At 67.2% G+C, this 19,400-nt stretch carries 16 protein-coding genes and 2 pseudogenes; 16 read left to right on the top strand and 2 right to left on the bottom strand.

Going from position 1 to position 19,400, the window contains the following annotated elements:
• Positions 1–201 precede the first annotated feature (201 nt).
• Positions 202–1,209, bottom strand: coding sequence for a glucokinase (gene glk, locus ACIPRS_RS17385; RefSeq protein WP_192202731.1), 1,008 nt, complete (start codon positions 1,207–1,209; stop codon positions 202–204).
• A 436-nt stretch (positions 1,210–1,645) separates the two neighbouring features.
• Here glk and ACIPRS_RS17380 point away from each other — a divergent pair, with 436 nt between their 5' ends.
• The gene (locus ACIPRS_RS17380) at positions 1,646–2,725 is read left to right on the top strand and encodes an ABC transporter ATP-binding protein (protein ID WP_446539451.1); all 1,080 of its coding nucleotides are present in this window, start codon (positions 1,646–1,648) and stop codon (positions 2,723–2,725) included.
• A 90-nt stretch (positions 2,726–2,815) separates the two neighbouring features.
• Here ACIPRS_RS17380 and ACIPRS_RS17375 read toward each other — a convergent pair whose 3' ends face one another.
• Positions 2,816–4,018 (bottom strand): amino acid aminotransferase, encoded by a 1,203-nt coding sequence (locus tag ACIPRS_RS17375; RefSeq protein ID WP_446539450.1) that lies wholly within the window; start codon positions 4,016–4,018, stop codon positions 2,816–2,818.
• A gap of 276 nt (positions 4,019–4,294) precedes the next feature.
• Between ACIPRS_RS17375 and smc the strand changes: the two genes are divergently transcribed.
• From smc to ACIPRS_RS17300, 15 genes and pseudogenes are all read left to right on the top strand, one after another.
• Entirely contained in the window at positions 4,295–7,798 is a 3,504-nt protein-coding gene (smc, locus tag ACIPRS_RS17370; protein ID WP_446539449.1) for a chromosome segregation protein SMC, read from the top strand.
• A 34-nt stretch (positions 7,799–7,832) separates the two neighbouring features.
• Entirely contained in the window at positions 7,833–8,567 is a 735-nt protein-coding gene (zipA, locus tag ACIPRS_RS17365) for a cell division protein ZipA (RefSeq protein WP_446539448.1), read from the top strand.
• A gap of 39 nt (positions 8,568–8,606) precedes the next feature.
• On the top strand, positions 8,607–9,257 hold the full coding sequence (locus ACIPRS_RS17360; RefSeq protein WP_446539447.1) for a hypothetical protein: 651 nt from the start codon (positions 8,607–8,609) through the stop codon (positions 9,255–9,257).
• Between the two features lie 289 nt (positions 9,258–9,546).
• Positions 9,547–9,894: a DUF2200 domain-containing protein gene (locus ACIPRS_RS17355; RefSeq protein WP_446539446.1), complete on the top strand. Its 348-nt coding sequence runs from the start codon at positions 9,547–9,549 to the stop codon at positions 9,892–9,894.
• A gap of 94 nt (positions 9,895–9,988) precedes the next feature.
• Positions 9,989–10,375, top strand: coding sequence for a type II toxin-antitoxin system PemK/MazF family toxin (locus ACIPRS_RS17350; protein WP_446539445.1), 387 nt, complete (start codon positions 9,989–9,991; stop codon positions 10,373–10,375).
• 5 nt (positions 10,376–10,380) lie between these two features.
• Positions 10,381–10,728 carry a low molecular weight protein tyrosine phosphatase family protein gene (locus ACIPRS_RS17345; RefSeq protein ID WP_446539444.1) on the top strand — a complete coding sequence of 116 codons (348 nt, stop codon included), beginning with the start codon at positions 10,381–10,383 and terminating at the stop codon, positions 10,726–10,728.
• 60 nt (positions 10,729–10,788) lie between these two features.
• Complete coding sequence (locus ACIPRS_RS17340; RefSeq protein ID WP_446539443.1) at positions 10,789–11,295, top strand: DUF2314 domain-containing protein; 507 nt, start codon at positions 10,789–10,791, stop codon at positions 11,293–11,295.
• A 57-nt stretch (positions 11,296–11,352) separates the two neighbouring features.
• Positions 11,353–11,733 (top strand): glyoxalase, encoded by a 381-nt coding sequence (locus ACIPRS_RS17335; protein ID WP_446539442.1) that lies wholly within the window; start codon positions 11,353–11,355, stop codon positions 11,731–11,733.
• A complete protein-coding gene (locus ACIPRS_RS17330; RefSeq protein ID WP_446539441.1) occupies positions 11,730–12,089 on the top strand; it encodes a GFA family protein in 360 nt (119 codons plus the stop codon). Before ACIPRS_RS17335 ends, ACIPRS_RS17330 begins: the two co-directional genes overlap by 4 nt.
• A 474-nt stretch (positions 12,090–12,563) precedes the next feature.
• Positions 12,564–14,481, top strand: a pseudogene (gene ligA, locus ACIPRS_RS17325) (NAD-dependent DNA ligase LigA); the annotation flags it as partial.
• A gap of 173 nt (positions 14,482–14,654) precedes the next feature.
• Positions 14,655–14,903 (top strand): annotated as a pseudogene (locus ACIPRS_RS17320) (BRCT domain-containing protein); the annotation flags it as partial.
• 148 nt (positions 14,904–15,051) lie between these two features.
• Complete coding sequence (gene epmA / locus ACIPRS_RS17315; RefSeq protein WP_446539440.1) at positions 15,052–16,020, top strand: EF-P lysine aminoacylase EpmA; 969 nt, start codon at positions 15,052–15,054, stop codon at positions 16,018–16,020.
• A 109-nt stretch (positions 16,021–16,129) separates the two neighbouring features.
• Entirely contained in the window at positions 16,130–16,867 is a 738-nt protein-coding gene (locus ACIPRS_RS17310; RefSeq protein WP_446539439.1) for a DUF3011 domain-containing protein, read from the top strand.
• Positions 16,868–16,914: 47 nt separating this feature from the next.
• On the top strand, positions 16,915–17,973 hold the full coding sequence (gene mtnA, locus ACIPRS_RS17305) for an S-methyl-5-thioribose-1-phosphate isomerase (protein WP_446539438.1): 1,059 nt from the start codon (positions 16,915–16,917) through the stop codon (positions 17,971–17,973).
• A 175-nt stretch (positions 17,974–18,148) separates the two neighbouring features.
• Positions 18,149–19,288, top strand: coding sequence for a diguanylate cyclase (locus ACIPRS_RS17300; protein ID WP_446539437.1), 1,140 nt, complete (start codon positions 18,149–18,151; stop codon positions 19,286–19,288).
• Positions 19,289–19,400: the final 112 nt, after the last annotated feature.

The following is a 19,400-nucleotide window of genomic DNA, read 5'->3' as shown; positions in this document are numbered from 1 at the left end:
TCTGCATGGCGTGGCGAGATGAGGCCGTGAGGCGCAGCCTTCCGGCATCTCCAGCGCGTGGAGGGGAAGGGCGGGGAACGACGGCGACGGCATGATGCTTTCTACCGCCTTTGACGCAGGTGCGAAAGCGACCAAAGGCAGACCAGTCCCTGCATCGAAGCATTGCGCGTGTTGCATTGCAGCGCGCATCTGCGCAAAACCTCAGGTGCGCGCGGGTGTCTTGGGGCCGAACAGTTCGACCGCGTACGCCGCCGCACCCAGCAGGCCCGGCCGCGGATGCACGTTCGCGAGCGTCGGCACGCGTCCCATCGCGGGCGAGAAGCGCCCCTTGTGCTCGAAGCGCTGGCGGAAGCCGGAATGCTGCAGCGACGCCAGGAGTTTCGGCACCAGTCCGCCGGTGAGGAACACGCCATCCCACGCGCCCGTGGTCAGCACGAGATCGCCGGCGATGGCGCCGAACACCGCACAGAACACATCCAGCGTACGCACGCAGCGCGGATCGCCTGCCGCGGCGCGTGCAGTGACATCCTTCGGTTCCAGCGGGCCGCCCGGATCCTCGCCCGCGATCTCGCTGAGCGCGCGATACAGGTTCACCAGGCCGGGGCCGCAGATCAGGCGCTCGTTCGATACCCGGCCGAACTGCGCGGACAGGATCTCCAGGATGCGGATTTCTTCCGGCGTGCCGGGCGGGAAGCTGACGTGCCCGCCTTCTGTTTCCAGCGGATACGCACGGCCGTCGCGGATCACCAGCGCCGCCACGCCCAGGCCCGTGCCGGGCCCGATGACGGCGTAGGTGCGCGGCACCGACAACGGCGCAGGCTGCCACTGCGCGGCGCCGATGGCGACCACGTCGCGTGGCGTCAGCAGTGACACCGCCATCGCCTGCGCGGCGAAGTCGTTGACCAGTTTCAGGCCCTGGAATCCCAGTGCCTGGCGCGTGCGGTTCACCGAGATCACCCACGGATGATTGGTGATGCGGGCTTCATCGCCATCGACGCGCCCGGCAACGGCGAAGACACCGTTCTGCGCCGTGGCGCCAGTTTCATCGAGGTAATGCTGCGCGGCCTCGGCGAGCGAGGGGAAGTCGGCGACCACGAACTCGCGCACGCTGTCGTCCAGCAGCGGAACGGCAGCGGCCGCATCGGCAAGCGCGAAGCGCGCATTGGTGCCGCCGATATCGGCGAGAAGGACGCGCTCGGCGTTGCTCATGCGGCAAACATCCTGTTCGATGCGGGGTGGCTTCCAAAACGGGTCCGCTGCATTCGCCTGGTCGATCCTGTGCTGCCGGAGAAGGGCCACATCGCGTGGGCGGCGCATGATAGCGCGCACCTGCACCGACGGGATGCCGGCATGCGCGTCCATGCGGCATCCGTATACGTATGCGCCATTCCGGAATAGGAGGACGTGCGGTCGGAGGCGCAGGGAGGCATGACGGACATGGCGTGCGTGGGCAGTGCGACCCGCCCGCGCACACCAGCATGCAGGGGACGGCTTGCGTTGTGAAAACGGTTACATGGCAGAATAGCCGAACTTCCCCGCCTGCGGAAAGGGAAGCCGAACGCATCGCCCGCGAGGGCATGCCTGCCATCGGGAGGGCCCGGTCGCAGCGAATACAACCCATGGGCGTCGCCCGACCGGAGCAATGATGGCCAGTGTCCAACTCGACCGCGTGCGCAAGGTGTACGACAACGGCCAGGTGGCCGTGCACGGGGCCAGTTTCGAGATCGCCGATGGCGAGCTCATGGTGCTGGTCGGCCCGTCCGGCTGCGGCAAGTCCACGCTGCTGCGGATGATCGCCGGCCTGGAGGAGATCTCCGACGGCAACCTGCTGATCGGCGAACGGCGCGTCAACGACGTGGCGCCGAAAGACCGCGATATCGCGATGGTGTTCCAGAGCTACGCGCTGTACCCGCACATGACGGTGGCCGAGAACCTGGCCTTCGGCTTGAAGCTGCGCGGGGCGCCGCGTGCCGAGATCGACCGGCGCGTCAACGCCGCTGCCGAGACCCTGGGCATGACGCACATGCTGGGCAAACTGCCGCGCGAAATGTCCGGTGGCCAGCGCCAGCGCGTGGCGCTCGGGCGTGCGCTGGTGCGCGAGCCTTCGGTGTTCCTGCTCGATGAGCCGCTGTCGAACCTGGACGCCAAGCTGCGCCATTCGGTGCGTACCGAGATCGGCCGCCTGCATCGCCAGCTGGGCGCGACCATGATCTACGTGACGCACGACCAGGTGGAGGCGATGACCCTGGGCCAGCGCATCGTGGTGCTCAAGGATGGCGAGATCCAGCAGATCGACACACCGATGGCCTTGTACGAACGGCCAGCCAATCTGTTCGTCGCCGGTTTCCTGGGCAGCCCGGCGATGAACGTGCTGCATGGCACGCTCGACCAGGCCGACGGCCTGCATCTGTCACTCGACGACGGGACACGGCTGCCGCTAGGCAACGCACCGGTCGCCGATGCATGGAAAGGACGCCGCGTGGCGATGGGCGTGCGGCCGGAGCACCTGCAGCCGGCAAGCATCGGCAAACCGGCCTTCGAGGCGCAGGTGGAATTGATCGAGCCGGTGGGCAACGAGGTTTTCGTCAACCTTGCGTACGCGGGCCAGGCGCTGGTCGCGCGCGTGCCGCCGCAGCGCCTGCCGGAACCGGGCCAGGCGTTGCGCGTGACCGTCGAAGGGGCTGCGCTGCATTTCTTCGACCCCGACAGCGGGCTGCGCCTGTAAACACTGCGCCCGGGGGCGCTCATGCAAAGACGCTTTGAGAAAGGGAGGCCGCAGCCTCCCTTTTTTCTTCATGCGGCTGGAAGCGCGGCCTCAGCCGCGACTGACCGTGCGGACCGCTTCCGCCACGTAGCCCAGGTTCTGCTGGTTCAGCGCGGCCACGCAGATGCGGCCGGTGCCCACGGCATAGATGCCGAACTCGTCGCGCAGTCGATCCACCTGTGCCTTGCCGAGCCCCGAGTAGGAGAACATGCCGGCCTGCTGCTGGATGAAGGCGAACTCGGGCGCGCCGAGGGCGGCCAGCTTGTCCACCAGTCCGGCGCGCAGGGCATGGATGCGCTCGCGCATGCCGCCCAGCTCGCTTTCCCAGACCGCACGCAGTTCGCTGCTCGCCAGCACGCCGGCCACCAGCGCGGCACCGTGCGTGGATGGACTGGAGTAGATCGTGCGGATGATGCGCTTGACCTGCGACTGCACCGCCTTGGTGGCGTTGGCGTCCGGCCCGACCACCGACAGCGCGCCGACGCGCTCGCCGTACAGTGAGAACGACTTGGAGTACGAATTGGCGACGATGAAGCTGTCGATGCCGGCCTCGGCGACGATGCGTACCGCGGCGCCATCTTCAATGATGCCCTTGTCGAAGCCCTGGTAGGCCATGTCGATGAAGGGGAACAGGCCACGATCCTTCATCAATGCAGCGACCTGCTTCCACTGCTCGACCGTCAGATCGGCGCCGGTGGGGTTGTGGCAGCAGGCGTGCAGCAGGACGACGGTGCCCGGCTTCAGCTGGCCCAGGTCGGCCAGCAGGCCGGTGAAGTCCAGGCCGTGCGTGGCGGCATCGAAGTAGGTGTAGTCGACGATGTCGAAGCCCGCCGCGCCGAACACCGCGCGGTGGTTTTCCCAGCTCGGGTTGCTGATCGCGATGGTGGCGTGCGGCAGCAGCTTCTTCAGCAGGTCCGCGCCCACGCGCAGCGCGCCGCTGCCGCCGACGGTCTGCGTGGTGGCGACGCGGCCGGCGGCCACCAGCGCCGAATCCTTGCCGAACACCAGCTCGCGGGTGGCGGCGTCGTAGGCGGCCAGGCCATCGATCGGCAGATAACCGCGCGGTTTGGCGGCGTCGGCCAGCGCCTGTTCCACCTGGCGGACGCAGTCGAGCAGGGGGATGCGGCCCTGTTCGTCGTAATAGATGCCGACGCCCAGGTTGACCTTCTGGGTGCGGGGATCGGCGTTGTAAGCCTCGGTCAGCCCCAGGATGGGGTCGCCGGGCACCAGTTCGACGGATGCAAAAAGAGACACGGAGTGGGGACCGTTGATGAGTGAGGGAGGAGGGGTGAAGCGGCCTGCGATGCTAACAGGCGCCGGCCTCTCCGTACGCCCGCAGTGGCCGGGAGTACGGCGCCGAAAGGCCCGGGCATCCCATGGCAGGGGCGGCTATACTCATTCGTTGGCACGCCTTCGGGCGGGTCGGATTGTCATACGAATCAACAGGTTGGCAGTCCTAGCTGATCCCACTTCACACTTGCGGCAGCGCGCCGGCCCGGTCCGGTCGCGGTGCCCGGAAGACACCGCCGCATGCGCCTTTCCACCATCAAGCTGTCCGGTTTCAAGTCCTTCGTCGACCCCACGGTGCTGCACCTGCCGACCAACATGACCGGCGTGGTCGGTCCGAACGGCTGCGGCAAGTCGAACATCATCGATGCGGTGCGCTGGGTCATGGGCGAGAGTTCGGCCAGCCGCCTGCGCGGCGATTCGCTGACCGACGTGATCTTCTCCGGCTCGGCGGCGCGCAAGCCCGTCTCGCAGGCCTCGGTCGAACTGATCTTCGACAACAGCGACCACACCATCAGCGGCGAGTTCGCCGCCTTCAACGAAATCTCGGTCCGGCGCCTGGTCAGCCGCGACGGCCAGAGCAACTACTACCTCAACGGCACCAAGTGCCGCCGTCGCGACATCACCGACCTGTTCCTCGGCACCGGCCTGGGCCCGCGCAGCTACTCGATCATCGAGCAGGGCATGATCAGCCAGATCATCGAGGCGCGGCCGGAAGACCTGCGCGTGTACCTGGAAGAGGCGGCCGGCATCTCCAAGTACAAGGAGCGCCGCAAGGAAACCGAGACCCGCATCCGCCATACCCGCGAGAACCTCGACCGACTCAACGACCTGCGCGAGGAAATCGGCAAGCAGCTCGAGCACCTCAAGCGCCAGGCCAAGCAGGCCGAGCAGTACAAGGCGCTGCAGGAAGAGCGCCGGGTGAAGGACGCCGAGTGGAAGGCGCTGGAGTACCGCGGCCTGGACGGCAAGCTGCAGGGCTTGCGCGAGGCGCTGTCGCAGGAAGAAACCAGGCTGCAGCAGCTGATCGCCGAACAGCGCGAAGCCGAGCGCCTGCTCGAGACCGACCGCGTGCGCCGCGAGGAAGCCGCCGATGCCCTCAACAAGGCGCAGGGCGAGGTCTACCAGGTCGGCAGCACGCTGGCCCGCATCGAACAGCAGATCCAGCACCAGCGCGAGCTCGGCGACCGCCTGAAGAAGGCCCGCGACGAAGCCCACAACGCGCTGCAGGAACTCGGCCAGCACATCAGCGGCGACGAGACCCGCCTCAACGTGCTGCGCGAGTCGGTCGCCGATGCCGAACCGCAGCTGGAGCAGTTGCGCGAGGAGGACGTGTTCCGCCAGGACGCGCTGCGCGAAGCCGAGACACGGCTGTCCGACTGGCAGCAGCGCTGGGAAACCCACAGCCGCGAATCGGCGGAAGCCTCGCGTGCCGGCGATGTCGAGCGCACGCGCGTGGACTACCTCGACCGCCAGTCGCTGGAAGCCGAACGCCGTCGCGAGGCGTTGGCCAACGAACGCCTCGGGCTGGATCTGGACGCACTCGCGTCCGCCTTCGAACAACTGCAGCTGCAGCACGACACCCAGAAGGAATCACTGGACACGCTGGCCGAGCAGGTCGAGGCGCGCAAGCAGGGCGCCGCCGACATGCAGGAACAGCAGCGTGGCACCCAGACCGAACTGTCCGACGTGCGCAAGCGCACGCAGGAAGCGCGTGGCCGCCTGTCCTCACTGGAAACCCTGCAGCACGCCGCGCTGGGCCAGGAACAGGGTGCCGCGATGAGCTGGTTGAAGGCGCGCGGCCTGGACAGCGCTTCGCGTGTCGGCGAGAAGCTGACCGTCGAGCCGGGCTGGGAGAACGCCGTCGAAGGCGCGCTCGGCCAGCTGATCGAAGGCGTGCTGGTCGATGCGCCCGAAGCCCTGGTCGATGCGCTCGGTGAACTGGGCGACGGCCGCATCGCCCTGGTGTCGGACGACCGTGGCGATGTCGCGTTCGCACCGACCTCGCTGGCCGCCAAGGTGCAGGGCCCGGCGGCGATCCGTCGCCTACTGGCCCGTCTGCACGTGGCCGAGGACCTGGGCGAAGCCCGCCGGCTGCAATCGCAGCTGGGCGAGGGCGATTCCGTCATCACCCGCAATGGCGAACGCCTCGGCGCCGGCTGGGTGCGCGTGCTGCGCTCCGGCGCGGCCAAGCAGGGCGCGTTGCTGCGCGAGCGCGAGATCCAGTCGCTGCGCGGCGAGATCGAAACCCTGCAGGCGCGCGAAGCCGAACTCGAAGAGCGCCTGGCCCACCTGCGCGACCAGCTGCTCGCCGCCGAGCAGCAGCGCGAGGATGCGCAGCGCACGCTCTACATGGCGCATCGCGGTGTCTCCGAACTGGCCGGCCAGCTGCAGAGCCAGCAGGGCAAGGTGGAGGCCACCCGCACCCGCCTGGAACGCATCGACGGCGAGATCGCGCAACTGGTCGAAACGCTGGATGCCAGCCGCGAACAGGCGCGCGAAGCCCGTTCCAAGCTCGAGGATGCGGTTACCCGCATGGGCGACCTGGAGTCCGCACGGCAGGCCCTGGAAGGCGAACGCCGCCAGCTGGTCGAGGCCCGCGACCAGGCCCGCGAAGCGGCCCGCAGTTCGCGCGACACCGTGCACGCGCTGGCACTGACCTTGGAATCGCAGCGTGCCCAGATCGTATCGCTCAGCCAGGCGCTGGACCGCATGGGCGGGCAGCGCGGGCAGCTCGATTCGCGACTGGAGGAGCTCACCCTGCAGTTGAACGAAGGCGATTCGCCGGTCCAGGAGCTGGAAACCCAGCGCCAGGTCGCGCTGGAACACCGCGTCACCGCCGACCGCCAACTTGCGGAAGCGCGTTCGCTGCTCGAGGGCATCGACAACGAGCTGCGCCAGTACGAGCAGACGCGCCAGCAGCGCGACGAACAGGCACTGGCCCAGCGCGAGCGCATCTCGCAGCGCAAGCTCGACCAGCAGGCACTCGCGCTGAAGGCAGAGCAGCTGTCCGAGGCCGTGGTCGCGGACGGTTTCGTGCTGGACGACGTCATCAACACGCTGCCCGAGGTCGCCGACCTGCGCGAATGGGAACAGACCGTCACCCAGATCGACGGCCGCATGCGCCGGCTGGAGCCGGTCAACCTTGCCGCCATCCACGAGTACGGCGAAGCCAGCCAGCGTTCGGAGTATCTGGATGCGCAGAACGTCGACCTGACCACCGCGCTGGAAACGCTGGAAGAAGCCATCCGCAAGATCGATCGCGAGACCCGTGGCCGCTTCAAGGACACCTTCGACCGCGTCAATGCCGGCGTGCAGCAGTTGTACCCGCGCCTGTTCGGCGGCGGCCACGCCTATCTGGAACTCACCGGCGAAGACCTGCTCGACACCGGCGTGGCGATCATGGCGCGTCCGCCCGGCAAGCGCGTATCCAACATCTCGCTGCTGTCCGGCGGCGAGAAGGCGATGACCGCCGTGGCGCTGGTGTTCGCCATCTTCCAGCTCAATCCCGCGCCGTTCTGCCTGCTGGACGAAGTCGATGCGCCGCTCGACGAGGCCAACGTGGGCCGCTTCACCAACATGGTGAAGGAGATGAGCGAGAAGGTGCAGTTCCTGTTCGTGTCGCACAACAAGGCCACGATGGAAGCCGCACACCAGCTCAGTGGCGTTACCATGCGGGAACCCGGTGTCAGCCGGCTGGTGTCGGTGGACCTCGAAGAGGCCGCCCGCCTGGCCGGCGCCGCCTGACCCTGATCGATCCCACCCTGCCGGAGAAACCCCTGTGTCCGACATGGCCATGCTTCGTATCGGAATCGTTGTTGCCGGCGTCCTGCTGGTGGTGGCGATCTTCCTGTTCGGTCGTCCCAAGAAACCCAGCCAGGGTCGCCGGCTGGAACCCGCCGAGCGCGACACCGCGCGCGTCGAGCCCAGTATTGCCGGCGACGACACCAGCGAGCAGGTGCAGGACTACAGCGACGATCGCGTCAGCCAGCCCGAGTTGGGCCTGCCCGGGGGTACGCCGGTCGCCGGCGTGGAAAGCGATCTGGGCAAGCGGCCCAGCCAGGATTTCGACAAGATCGTCTCGCTGTATGTCGCGGCCAAGGCCGGGCAGGTGCTGCGCGGCGAGGACATCGTGGTCGCGGCCGAGAAGACCGGCCTGACCTTCGGCCACATGAACGTGTTCCACCGTCTCGTGGAAGGGCACCCCGAGCGCGGCCCGGTCTTCAGCATGGCCAACATCATGCAGCCCGGCAGTTTCGACATGGCCAACATCCGCACGCTGGAAACCCCGGCCATCGCGTTCTTCCTGACCCTGCCGGCACCGATGACCGCACTGGAAGCGTGGGAGAAGCTGCTGCCCAACGTCGAACGCATGGCCGAACTGCTCGGCGGCGTGGTCCTCGACGACAGCCGCAACACCCTCGGCCGCCAGCGGATCCAGCATATCCGCGAAGAATTGCGCGCGTATGACCGCCAGCATGAAGCGCCGCCGCTGACGAAGGCGCCGCGGTGGTGAGTGGGCTCTAAATAATTTCGCAGATTGTCGGAGGCCAGGTTGGCAAGGAAGAAGCTTTCGAAGCGAGCTCCTGACGTTCTGCGTGGTTGGTTGGAGCCTGCTAACGTTATCGCAGCGGTCGCAGTCGTTATTTCTATCCTCGCGTTCTCGTCTTCTGTAAAGAGTTGCAGCGTCAGTCAGCAGGCGCTTGAGCTCGCGAAAGAGGATCGAGCGGCAGAGCGGTCGCTTGTTCTCTCTGGCACGGTTGATTCTGAGAATCGTAAGGTCAGGCTTGTACCAGTCGATTCAAGCTTCGTGCTCCAGAGCGCGAAGTTTCGATTTCCGGAAGCATTTGGAGGCGTGGATCGATCCGTGCTTCCTCCTGATTTCACTATGTATTTGTCCTCTGAAGTGGCTCGACTCGAGGAAATGGTGGTAAGACGGGTGCCAGCTAAAGAAGGCTTTGTTCAAATAAAGCCACAGGCAGCAGTTCCATTCATTCTCCAGTCGAGCGCCGTTTCCAAAGGTCGAGTCGTCGAGGATAGAAGTCTCTACGCTTTTGTTTTTGGCTTTAGCGTTCAGGACAATCCGGCAGTCCGCCCTGAGATCCACCTCCTAAGCATTGCGTTTGTGGAAAGGCTCGGAGATGAAGTTGATGGGGAACAAGCGCTTGCTGCGGCTTGGCTGCAAACACAGAGTGAAAGCTTCTGAAAGTTTCGGCATTGCTGGTTAATGCGCATATGCTGGGCTGAGCGTAGCGAAGCCCAACATCGCCGGAGCCGCTTCCGTTTCTGCATCGGATAACGATCGCGTGTTGGGGTTCGCTATGCTCACCCCAACCTATGACGCCGACGTTTGGGTCAGGTCAGCGCGTAGGATGGGTTGAGCGAAGCGATACCCATCGCTTGCCGCTGAAAGATCGTGATGGGTATCGCCTCCGGCTCAACCCATCCTACGATTGCTTCAGATGACGTTGTCCCGGTCTACTGGAGTGCTCACGATGTCCGCTCACCGCATCTTCACCACCTCCTTCGCCAGCGTTTACCCGCTGTACGTGCAGAAAGCCGAGCGCAAAGGACGGACGCAGGCGGAAGTCGACGAGGTCATCCGCTGGCTGACCGGCTACGACGCGGCCGGGCTGCAGCGGCAGATCCGCGACAAGGTCGATTTCGACACGTTCTTCGCTCAGGCGCCGGCGCTCCATCCCAACGCCTCGTTGATCACCGGCGTGGTCTGCGGCGTGCGCGTCGAAGACGTGGGCGACCCGCTGATGCAGAAGATCCGCTACCTCGACAAGCTGGTCGACGAACTGGCGAAAGGGAAAGCCATGGAGAAGATCCTGCGGTGAGCGGATCCGGAGTCCATGCGTAGGCTTCCGCGCGCGCCGGACACGGCGATGATCCGGGTGGCAGGCCATGATCGTTGCCTTACCATCTCCTCCCATGGACAGAGAATTCCACACGCCCGCTGCCGCAGGCATCATCCGCCGAGGCGACATCTTCTGGGTAGCGGCCGACGAATCCCGTGGCTCGGTCCCCGGCGTGCCGCATCCGCATGTCGTCGTGCAGGACGACGTGTTCAACCAATCCCGGATCGGCACGGTCGTGGTCTGCGCGCTCAGCTCCAACCTCAATCGCATTTCGGAACCCGGCGTGGTGCTGCTGGATGCCGGCGAAGGCGGGCTCGCCAAACAGAGCGTGGTGATCGCGTCGCAGATATCCTCCCTCTACAGGCACCGCCTGCAGGACCACATCGGCCGCCTGAGCGACGCGCGTGTCGACCAGGTAATCGCCGCACTCCGGTTCCTGCAGGCGTCCTATCACCGCTGACCACCATGCCCCGCCACGTCCTCTTCATCTGCACCCAGAACCGCCTGCGCAGCCCCACGGCGGAGCAGGTGTTCGCCGACTGGCCGGGGATCGAGACGGCCTCGGCGGGACTGGGTCATGAAGCCGAAGTCCCGGTCTCGCCCGAGTTGCTGGCATGGGCGGACCTGATCTTCGTGATGGAGAAGGTCCACCGGGCCCGCCTGTCAGCGAAGTTCGCCCGCCACCTCAACAGCAAGCGCGTGGTCTGCCTGGACATTCCAGACAACTACGACTTCATGGATCCGGCACTCATCCAACGGTTGAAGGAGAAGGTGGTGCGGTTCCTGCCCACCGGAGCCGCGCACCCGGGTTGAGCTTCCCCGTGTTGCGCGTGTGCAGTACCTTGCGCTGGGTCGCCCCTTGCAGGATCCACCATGCCATTGCCCGTCAAGATCGGCTTGTTCCTCGCCTTGTGTGGCGCATTGTGGCTTTTCATCCGATGGCGTTCGCCGCGTCCCGAGTTTCCACCGTTGCAGACGGACCCGGACGATCCCCTGCTGCTGGCCGCGATGGAGCGCGCCACCGCCACCCTGGAGGCATTCCGCTCGCACCTGGCAGGGCCGCGCGAGAGCGCCCTGGTCAAGCTGCGCTTCGTCAGCAGTTCCGGGCAGGTGGAGCACCTGTGGGCCGAGGTCGTCGAAGTGCTCGGGCCAGGCGAACTGGGCGTGCGCCTGGTCACGCCGCCCGTGACCCACAACGGCACGCCGGACCGCCTGCATCGCTGCGCCTTCGAGGACATCGAGGACTGGCAGGTGCGGGACAGCGCCGGAAAGATCCATGGCGGCTTCACCCAGCGTGCGATGTTCGCGATTGCGCGACGCGACGGCATCGCATTGCCCGAGCAGCTCAGGGCGCACGAAGCCGAGTACGCCGACACCTGATCACGCGGCCCGGCGTACACGCAGCACAAACGAATCCTCTGCTTGAGACACCAGGATATGCCCACGCTCGACCTCTGCGTCACCGATGTCCGTCCCTTCATCGGTGCGAAGGACTTCGACATCTCCCGTGCCTTCTACGAAGCCCTCGGCTGGACGACGGACTACCTCGACGACCAGCTTGCCCTGATGACGAACGGCGCGCACCGCTTCTACCTGCAGCGCTACTACCAGAAGGACTGGCTGGAGAACACGATGCTGCACCTCACCGTGGCCGATGCCGCGGCCTGCCATGCGCAGATCGCCGCGGTGCTGGCGAATGGCGCGTACGGCGATGCCCGCGTGGCGCCCCCGAAGCACGAGGACTACGGCGCCCGGGTGACCTATGTCTGGGACCCGGCGGGCGTGCTGCTGCATCTGGCTGAGTGGGACGCCGCATGAGCCGCCCCCTGCAAACCTGCATCGGCAGCTGCCACTGCGGCGCCATCCGCTTCGAGATCGACACCGACTTCCCCGAGCTGACGCAGTGCGATTGTTCGATCTGCCGCAAGAAGAACGCGCTGATGGTGAAGGTGCACGAGAGCGCCTTCCGCCTGCTGGCCGGGACGGAGGCACTGGCCGAATACCAGTTCCACACCCACACCGCGCGCCACCACTTCTGCAAGGTGTGCGGCATCTATCCGTTCCACCGCAAGCGCGTCACCCCGGATTACTACGGCGTCAACGTGTTCTGCCTGGAAGGCTTCGATCCGGCGGGCATCCCGGTGCGGATGACGGTCGGGGCGGGCATGCCGTGACCAACGGAGTGGTGCTCAGCCGCCGGGACAGCTGTCACATTGGAGGCCGGGGATCGGGCTCGGAGCCCCATCGATGGCCCTCCGAGCGTTGCGTGCAAGGCTCGGATTCCCAACGGTGGGGCACGGAAGGCCATCGGATGGCTTTCGGAGAGCCATCGATCGCACTCAAAGACCCATCGATCGCTTTCTGAAACCCATTGACGGAGCACCCGAGCCCCAGCGATCACATTCCGGGAGCCATCGATGGCTCCCGGACACCCATCGATGGCTTTCAACGGGCGATCGATGGGGCTCTGAATGCCATCGATGGGGCAGGTGAGCCTTGTGCTTGGGATTCGGAGCCTTGCGGATGGGGCGTCGAGGGCGATGGGCTGCTGGCGGCCGCCACGACGCGACGCGATGGAGGGCAGGGGGCGGCCCTCAAGGCGCCGCCACTGCACCTCCCGTCACGGCGCCCGGCCTTAGAATTCACGTATGACGACCCCTGCCGCCCGCATCGCCGACCTCCGCCACCAGCTGGAGGACGCCAACCACCGCTACCACGTCCTCGACGAGCCCAACATCCCGGACGCCGAGTACGACCGCCTGCTGCGCGAACTGGATGAACTGGAAACGGCCCACCCCGAGCTGGTCACCGCCGATTCGCCCACCCAGCGCGTGGGCAACGCCCCGGCGGGCAAGTTCGCCGAGGTGCGCCACGCCATCCCCATGCTGTCGCTGGGCAACGCCTTCAGCGACGAAGAGGTGGAGGACTTCGTCCGCCGCATCGCCGACAAGCTGAAGCGGCCCACGCTGCTGTTCTCCGCCGAGCCCAAGCTGGACGGGCTGGCCATCAGCCTGCGCTACGAAGGCGGTGCGTTCGTGCAGGGCGCCACGCGCGGCGACGGCGCCACCGGCGAGGACGTCACCCTCAACCTGCGCACGGTCAAGGCCATTCCGCTCAGGCTGCGGGGGAAGGGCTGGCCGGACGTGCTGGAAGTGCGCGGCGAGGTGTACATGCCGCGCGCGGATTTCGAGACGTACAACGAACACGCCCGCCTGCACGGCGGCAAGGTGCTGGCCAATCCCCGCAACGGCGCGGCCGGTTCGCTGCGCCAGCTGGACCCGCGCATCACCGCGCAGCGGCCGCTGGCGTTCTTCGCCTACGGCACCGGCCTGGTGGAAGGCGGCGAACTGCCGGATTCGCATTCGGCCACGCTGAAGCAGCTGCGCGCGTGGGGCTTCCCTGTCAGCAGCCTCAGCGAGACCGTGGAAGGCGTGGACGGCCTGCTGGACTATTACCGCCGCATCGGCGAACGCCGCGACGCCTTGCCCTTCGACATCGACGGCGTGGTCTACAAGCTGGACGACGGGGAAGGGCAGCGCACGATGGGGTTCGTCTCGCGTGCGCCGCGCTGGGCCATCGCGCACAAGTTCCCGGCGCAGGAACAGATGACCGTGCTGGATTCCATCGAGGTCAACGTGGGCCGCACCGGCGCGGTGACGCCGTGGGCGCTGATGCAGCCGGTGCACGTGGGCGGCGTGACGGTGACGCGCGCCACGCTGCACAACGCCGACCAGGTGGCGCGCCTGGACGTGCGCAACGGCGACACCGTGATCATCCGCCGCGCCGGCGATGTCATCCCCGAAGTGGTGGGTGTGGTGCTGGAACGCCGCCCCGCCGGCACGCAGCCATGGCAGATGCCGACGGCGTGCCCGGTCTGCGGCTCGGAGATCGTGCGCGAGGAAGGCGCGGCGGTGTGGCGCTGCAGCGGCGAGTTGACCTGCCCGGCGCAGCGCAAGGAGACGATCATCCATTTCGCCTCGCGCCGCGCGATGGACATCGAAGGCCTGGGCGAGCGGTTCGTCGAAGACCTGAGCGACCTCGGCATCGTGCAGCGCATCGCCGACCTGTACACGCTGACCGTGGACGACCTGCTGGAGATGAAGCGGCGCGTGGACGAGCGCGATGGCACCACGCCTGAGACCGTCAAGTCCGGCAAGGTCGCGACGAAGTGGGCCGAAAACCTGATCGAGGCCATCGACCGCAGCCGGCACACCACGCTGGAACGCTTCCTGTTCGGACTGGGCATCCAGCATGTGGGCGAGAGCACGGCCAAGGCGCTGGCGCAGTGGTTCGGCGACCTGCAGCTGATCCGCCGCCTGCCATGGCCGCTGTTCAAGCGCGTACCCGACATCGGGGGCGAAGTGGCGCGTTCGCTGGGTCACTTCCTCGACCAGCCGGGCAACCAGCAGGCCATCGACGACTTGCTGGCGCGTGGCGTGGTGATCGGCGACACGCGTCCGCCGTCCGGCAAGCTGCGCGCGGGCTTGGACCTGGCCACGCTGCTGGTGGACCTGGAGATTCCCAAGGTCACCCGCGTGCGCGCCGAGCAGCTGGCCTCGGCGTTCCCGTCGGCGCAGGCGCTGCTGGATGCGCCGGTGCACAACTTCGTCACCGCCGGCCTGCCCAGCGATTCGGCCAATGCCTTCGCCGCGTGGCTGGAAGACGAGGCCAACGCACAGCTGCTGACGCGCAGTGGCGCGGCGCTGGAGGAACTGCTGCGGGTCACGCCGGAAGACGTCGCCCTCTCTGCCGGTCCGCTGGATGGCAAGACCGTGGTGCTCACCGGCGGACTGGCGGCGATGAGCCGCGATGAAGCCGGCGAAAAACTCGAAGCCCTCGGCGCCAAGATCGCCGGCAGCGTGTCGAAGAAGACGCATCTGGTGGTGGCCGGTGAAGCCGCCGGTTCCAAACTGGCCAAGGCGCAGGAACTGGGCATCGAGATCTGGGACGAAGCCCAGCTGCTGGCGTTCCTGGAGCAGCACGCATGAGGAGCCGCCCGCTTCCCTGTAGGAGCGACGTAAGTCGCGACCGCACGCCGACAGTGCCATGGACCTTCAACAGAAGCGCGGTGAGGACGCTGCACGGGAGGCGAGGTCTTCCGGTCGCGACTTACGTCGCTCCTACAAGGTGCATGCGATGAACTGGCAACCTTCCGCGTCGATGGACGCCCTGCGCCTGCGTGCGTCGCTCAATCGCCTCATCCGCGAGTTCTTCCATGCGCGCCATGTGCTGGAGGTCGAGACGCCGATGATGTCGCGGGCGGGCAACACCGACCCGAACATCGCTTCGTTCGCGCTGGAATTCTCCGGGCGGATCGAGGGTGGGTCGCGTACGCGCTGGCTGCGGACCTCGCCCGAGTTTCCATTGAAGCGCCTGCTGGCGGCCGGCGTGGGCGACTGCTACGAGCTGGGCCGCGTGTTCCGGGACGGCGAAGCGGGCGGGCGGCACAACCCTGAATTCACCATGCTGGAGTGGTACCGCGTGGGCTGGACGCTGGCGCCACTGATCGATGAAACCGTCGCGCTGGTGCAGTCGGCGCTGGCACTGGTCGGCCGCACGGCCACGGCGTCGCACATCGGTTTCCGCGACCTGTACCTGCAACGGCTGGGATTCGACCCGATGACCGCCGACCTGGACACGGTGCGCAATGCGGCCAGCGGCATCGCCATCGACGGCGAGGGCCTGACCCGCGACGATTGGCTGGACCTGCTGATGACGCACCGGATCCAGCCGGACTTCCCGCGCGACCAGTTGCTGGCCGTGTACGACTACCCGGCCTCGCAGTGCGCGCTGGCGCGCATCCGCCACGACGCGGTGCCCGTGGCCGAGCGTTTCGAGCTTTACCTGGGCCCGCTTGAACTGGCCAACGGCTACCACGAGCTGGCCGACGGCGCCGAACAGGCACAGCGCTTCCAGCGCGACGTGGCCGCGCGTGCCGCGCGCGGCGTGCCGTCGCCGGCGATCGACGCGCACCTGCTGGCGGCGTTGTCGCATGGCTTTCCCGATTGCTCGGGCGTGGCGCTGGGCGTGGACCGGTTGTTGATGGCCCTGCAGGACACCCCGCGCATCGCCGATGTGCTGGCGTTCGATTTCGCGCGCGCCTGAAAGCCAGCCAAACACGTCATGAGCGGATTGATTCCTGCAAACGGTTTCGTGGGTTCACGTTCATGATGGCTGCGTAGATTTCAATGCAACACACACGAGGATGCATGCCATGGAACGTCGACTTCTTGCTTCGCTGACGCTGGGCGCCGCCGCGCTGCTCGGCACCGCCGCTGCCCACGCCGCGCCGCAGTACGGCAGTGATGGCTACGGCCACGACGGTCAGGTGATCCGCTGCGAATCCAACGATGGCCGTTACCGGGAATGCCGCATGGACACGCGTGGCCGCGTGCAGGTGGTGAGGCAGTTGTCGAAGACGCGCTGCGATGAAGGCAGTACCTGGGGCCAGACCCGCGATGGCGTGTGGGTGAATCGCGGTTGCCGTGCGGAGTTCGCCAGCGGTCGTGGCGGATGGAATGGCGGCAACAGCGCACAGCGCATCCGCTGTGAATCCGACAGTGGCCGCACGCGTACCTGCGCGGTTTCCACGCGTGGCGATGTGCGCCTGGTGCGCCAGCTTTCCAGCGCGCGCTGCGTTGAAGGACAGAGCTGGGGCCAGGACCGCAACGGGATCTGGGTGTCGCAGGGCTGCCGTGCGGAGTTCGAGGTCCAGGGTCGCGGCAACGGGTGGGGCGGTGGCGGCTGGAACAACGGAGGGGGCTATGGCCAGGTGTTCCGTTGCGAGTCCGACCGCGACCGCACCCGTGTATGCGACGTGGACGGCCGGGGCGGTGTGCAGCTGGTACGCCAGCTGTCCAGCGCGCCCTGCATCGAAGGCCGCACCTGGGGCCGCGATGGTCGTGGCGTGTGGGTCACGGCAGGCTGCCGGGCGGAGTTCCGCAGCCGCTGATGTCGCGGCCGGGAGGGGCTTTCACGGCGGGCCGTTACAATGGCGGCATGACCAACGCCATCGACTACGCCCGTTACGACCACGTCCGCCCGATCCGCTGGACCGGCAGCGCCCTGGAGCTGCTGGACCAGCGCAAGTTGCCTTTCGTGGTGGAGTACCTGAGCTGCACCACCAGCGACGAAGTGGCCACCGCCATCCACGCACTGGCGGTGCGGGGGGCACCGGCCATCGGCATTGCTGCGGCGTGGGGCGTGGTGCTGGCGTCGCGTGACGTCATGGCGGCTACGTCCGCCGACGCACTCGGGAAGCTCGAGCCCGCGTTGCAGCGCCTGAACGATGCGCGCCCCACCGCCGTCAACCTCGCGTGGGCACTGGCCCGCATGCGCGCGGCGCTGAAGACGGCGGGCACCGACTGGCGCGGCGTACTGGAACTGGAAGCCCTGGCCATCGCCGAGGAAGACCTGGCCGCCAACCGGCACATGGGCGAACTGGGGGCTGCACTGATTCCCGCGGGCAGTGGCGTGTTGACCCATTGCAACACCGGCTCGCTGGCCACGGCCGGCTTCGGCACCGCGTTGGGTGTGATCCGTGCCGGCGTGGCGCAGGGCCGCATCGGCAAGGTGTATGCCGGCGAGACGCGGCCCTGGCAGCAGGGCGCGCGGCTGACCGCATGGGAACTGCTGCAGGATGGCATCCCGGCCACGCTGATCGCCGACTCCGCCGCCGCCCACCTGATGAAAACCGGTGCCGTGCAATGGGTGGTCGTGGGAGCGGACCGCATTTGCGCCAATGGCGACACCGCCAACAAGATCGGCACCTACCAGCTGGCCATCGCGGCACGCCACCACGGCGTGGGCTTCATGGTGGTGGCACCCTCGTCCACCGTGGACATGGCCACGCCGAACGGTGATGCCATCCACATCGAGGAACGCGACCCGGCCGAACTGCTGGGGATCGGCGGTACGCGGACGGTGGCCGAGGGCGTGCCGGCGTGGAACCCCGTCTTCGACGTGACCCCGGCGACGCTGATCGATGCCATCGTCACCGAGAAAGGCGTGATCGAACAGCCGGATGAAGCACGCATGCGGGCCGCGTTCGGCGGATGAAGCGGGTCACGCGCATGCGCTGGCCGGCGGAAAGCGCCCCCGTGCGTCAGTCCGGCAGGCCTGCGGGCAGGGGCGGGGCACGCGCTGCGTGAGACGTTGCAAGCGGCGGCCCCGCGCTGAACAGGCGGTGGCACGGGAGTTGCATCGTGATGGTCATTCCGCCCAGGAACCGAGCATGCGCGCCCGACTCCTCAACGCTCCGATCGCCGCCCCGGGCTTGCTGCACAGCCTGCGCGGACTGCTGTCGCGCCATTCCACCCGCGCGCTCAGCATCGAGGAACGGGAAGACCTGACGCTGGCGCAACTGCGGGCCACCCGGCCCATCGTCAGTGGCGTGCTGCTGTGCGGTGCCGTGCTGCTGGCGATTACCGCGCTGTTCGACATGGCGGGCGTCACGCCGTCGATCGGATATCCGGTGTGGTCGCAGTTGCTGGCATCCACCGTTGTCGCGGGCTGCGCGGCAGGCGTATCGCGGATGGTGAGCTGGCAGCACCGTCTGCTACTGATGCTGCTGGCCACGCTGATCACCGGCATCTTCATGAGCATGCCGCTGCCCGGATCGACCGGCCAGTTGGCGCTGCGCACGGGTCTTTTCCAGCTGTTGCCGCTGGCCTTGATGGCGCTGATGGTGCGCCCGGTATCGCTGTTCGCGCTTGCCCTGCTGATCGTGGTGATGGCGCTGCTGCGTATCGTGCTGTACGGGGCCCCGGGCACCGGCAGCGCGCTGTACTGGCTGTACACGCTGACCACGATCGGCTTCGGCCTGGTGCTGGCGGGTTATCGCACGGACTTCGCGGTGTCCGCGTGGCAGATGCGTCGCCGGCTGGTGCGGCAAGCGCATACCGATGAGTTGACCGGCCTGCTCAATCGCAACGGATGGAACGAGCACGCCGTGTCCGCGCACGCGCGTGCGGTCGCGGCGGGCGTCCCGGTGGCGGTTGCGGTTCTGGACATCGATTACTTCAAACGCATCAACGACCGCCACGGCCACGACGGCGGCGATGCCGTGCTGCAGCGACTGGGCGACATCATGCGTGCGCGCGTCGGTGCCAACGGATGCGCGGCGCGCATTGGTGGCGAGGAGTTCGCGGTACTGCTGGAGGGCGAGGATGCGCTGTCGGCGCGCGCATTCGCCGAGCGCGTGCGCGGCGAATTCGGCAAGGAGCAGGGGGGTGTTGTCGCCACGCTGTCCGCCGGCATCGCCGAGCACCGGCCCGGCGAAACCCTGCGCGACCAGATGCGTCGTGCCGACGGAGCGCTGTACGACGCCAAGCGTGAAGGGCGTGATCGCGTGAACGTCGCGGACGTTTCCTGAACGCCTGAATTTCATTCCAAATGTGACATGGCTGCGATAGCATCTTCGGATGCCGACGTGGCAGGGCGCGCGATACGCGGCTCCGCCCGTCACCCATGGATGCCAGGGGATC

Source organism: Pseudoxanthomonas sp. LARHCG66, assembly GCF_052871755.1.
Note: the sequence above shows the minus strand (reverse complement) of the source record. Positions and strands in the feature narration are given on the sequence as shown.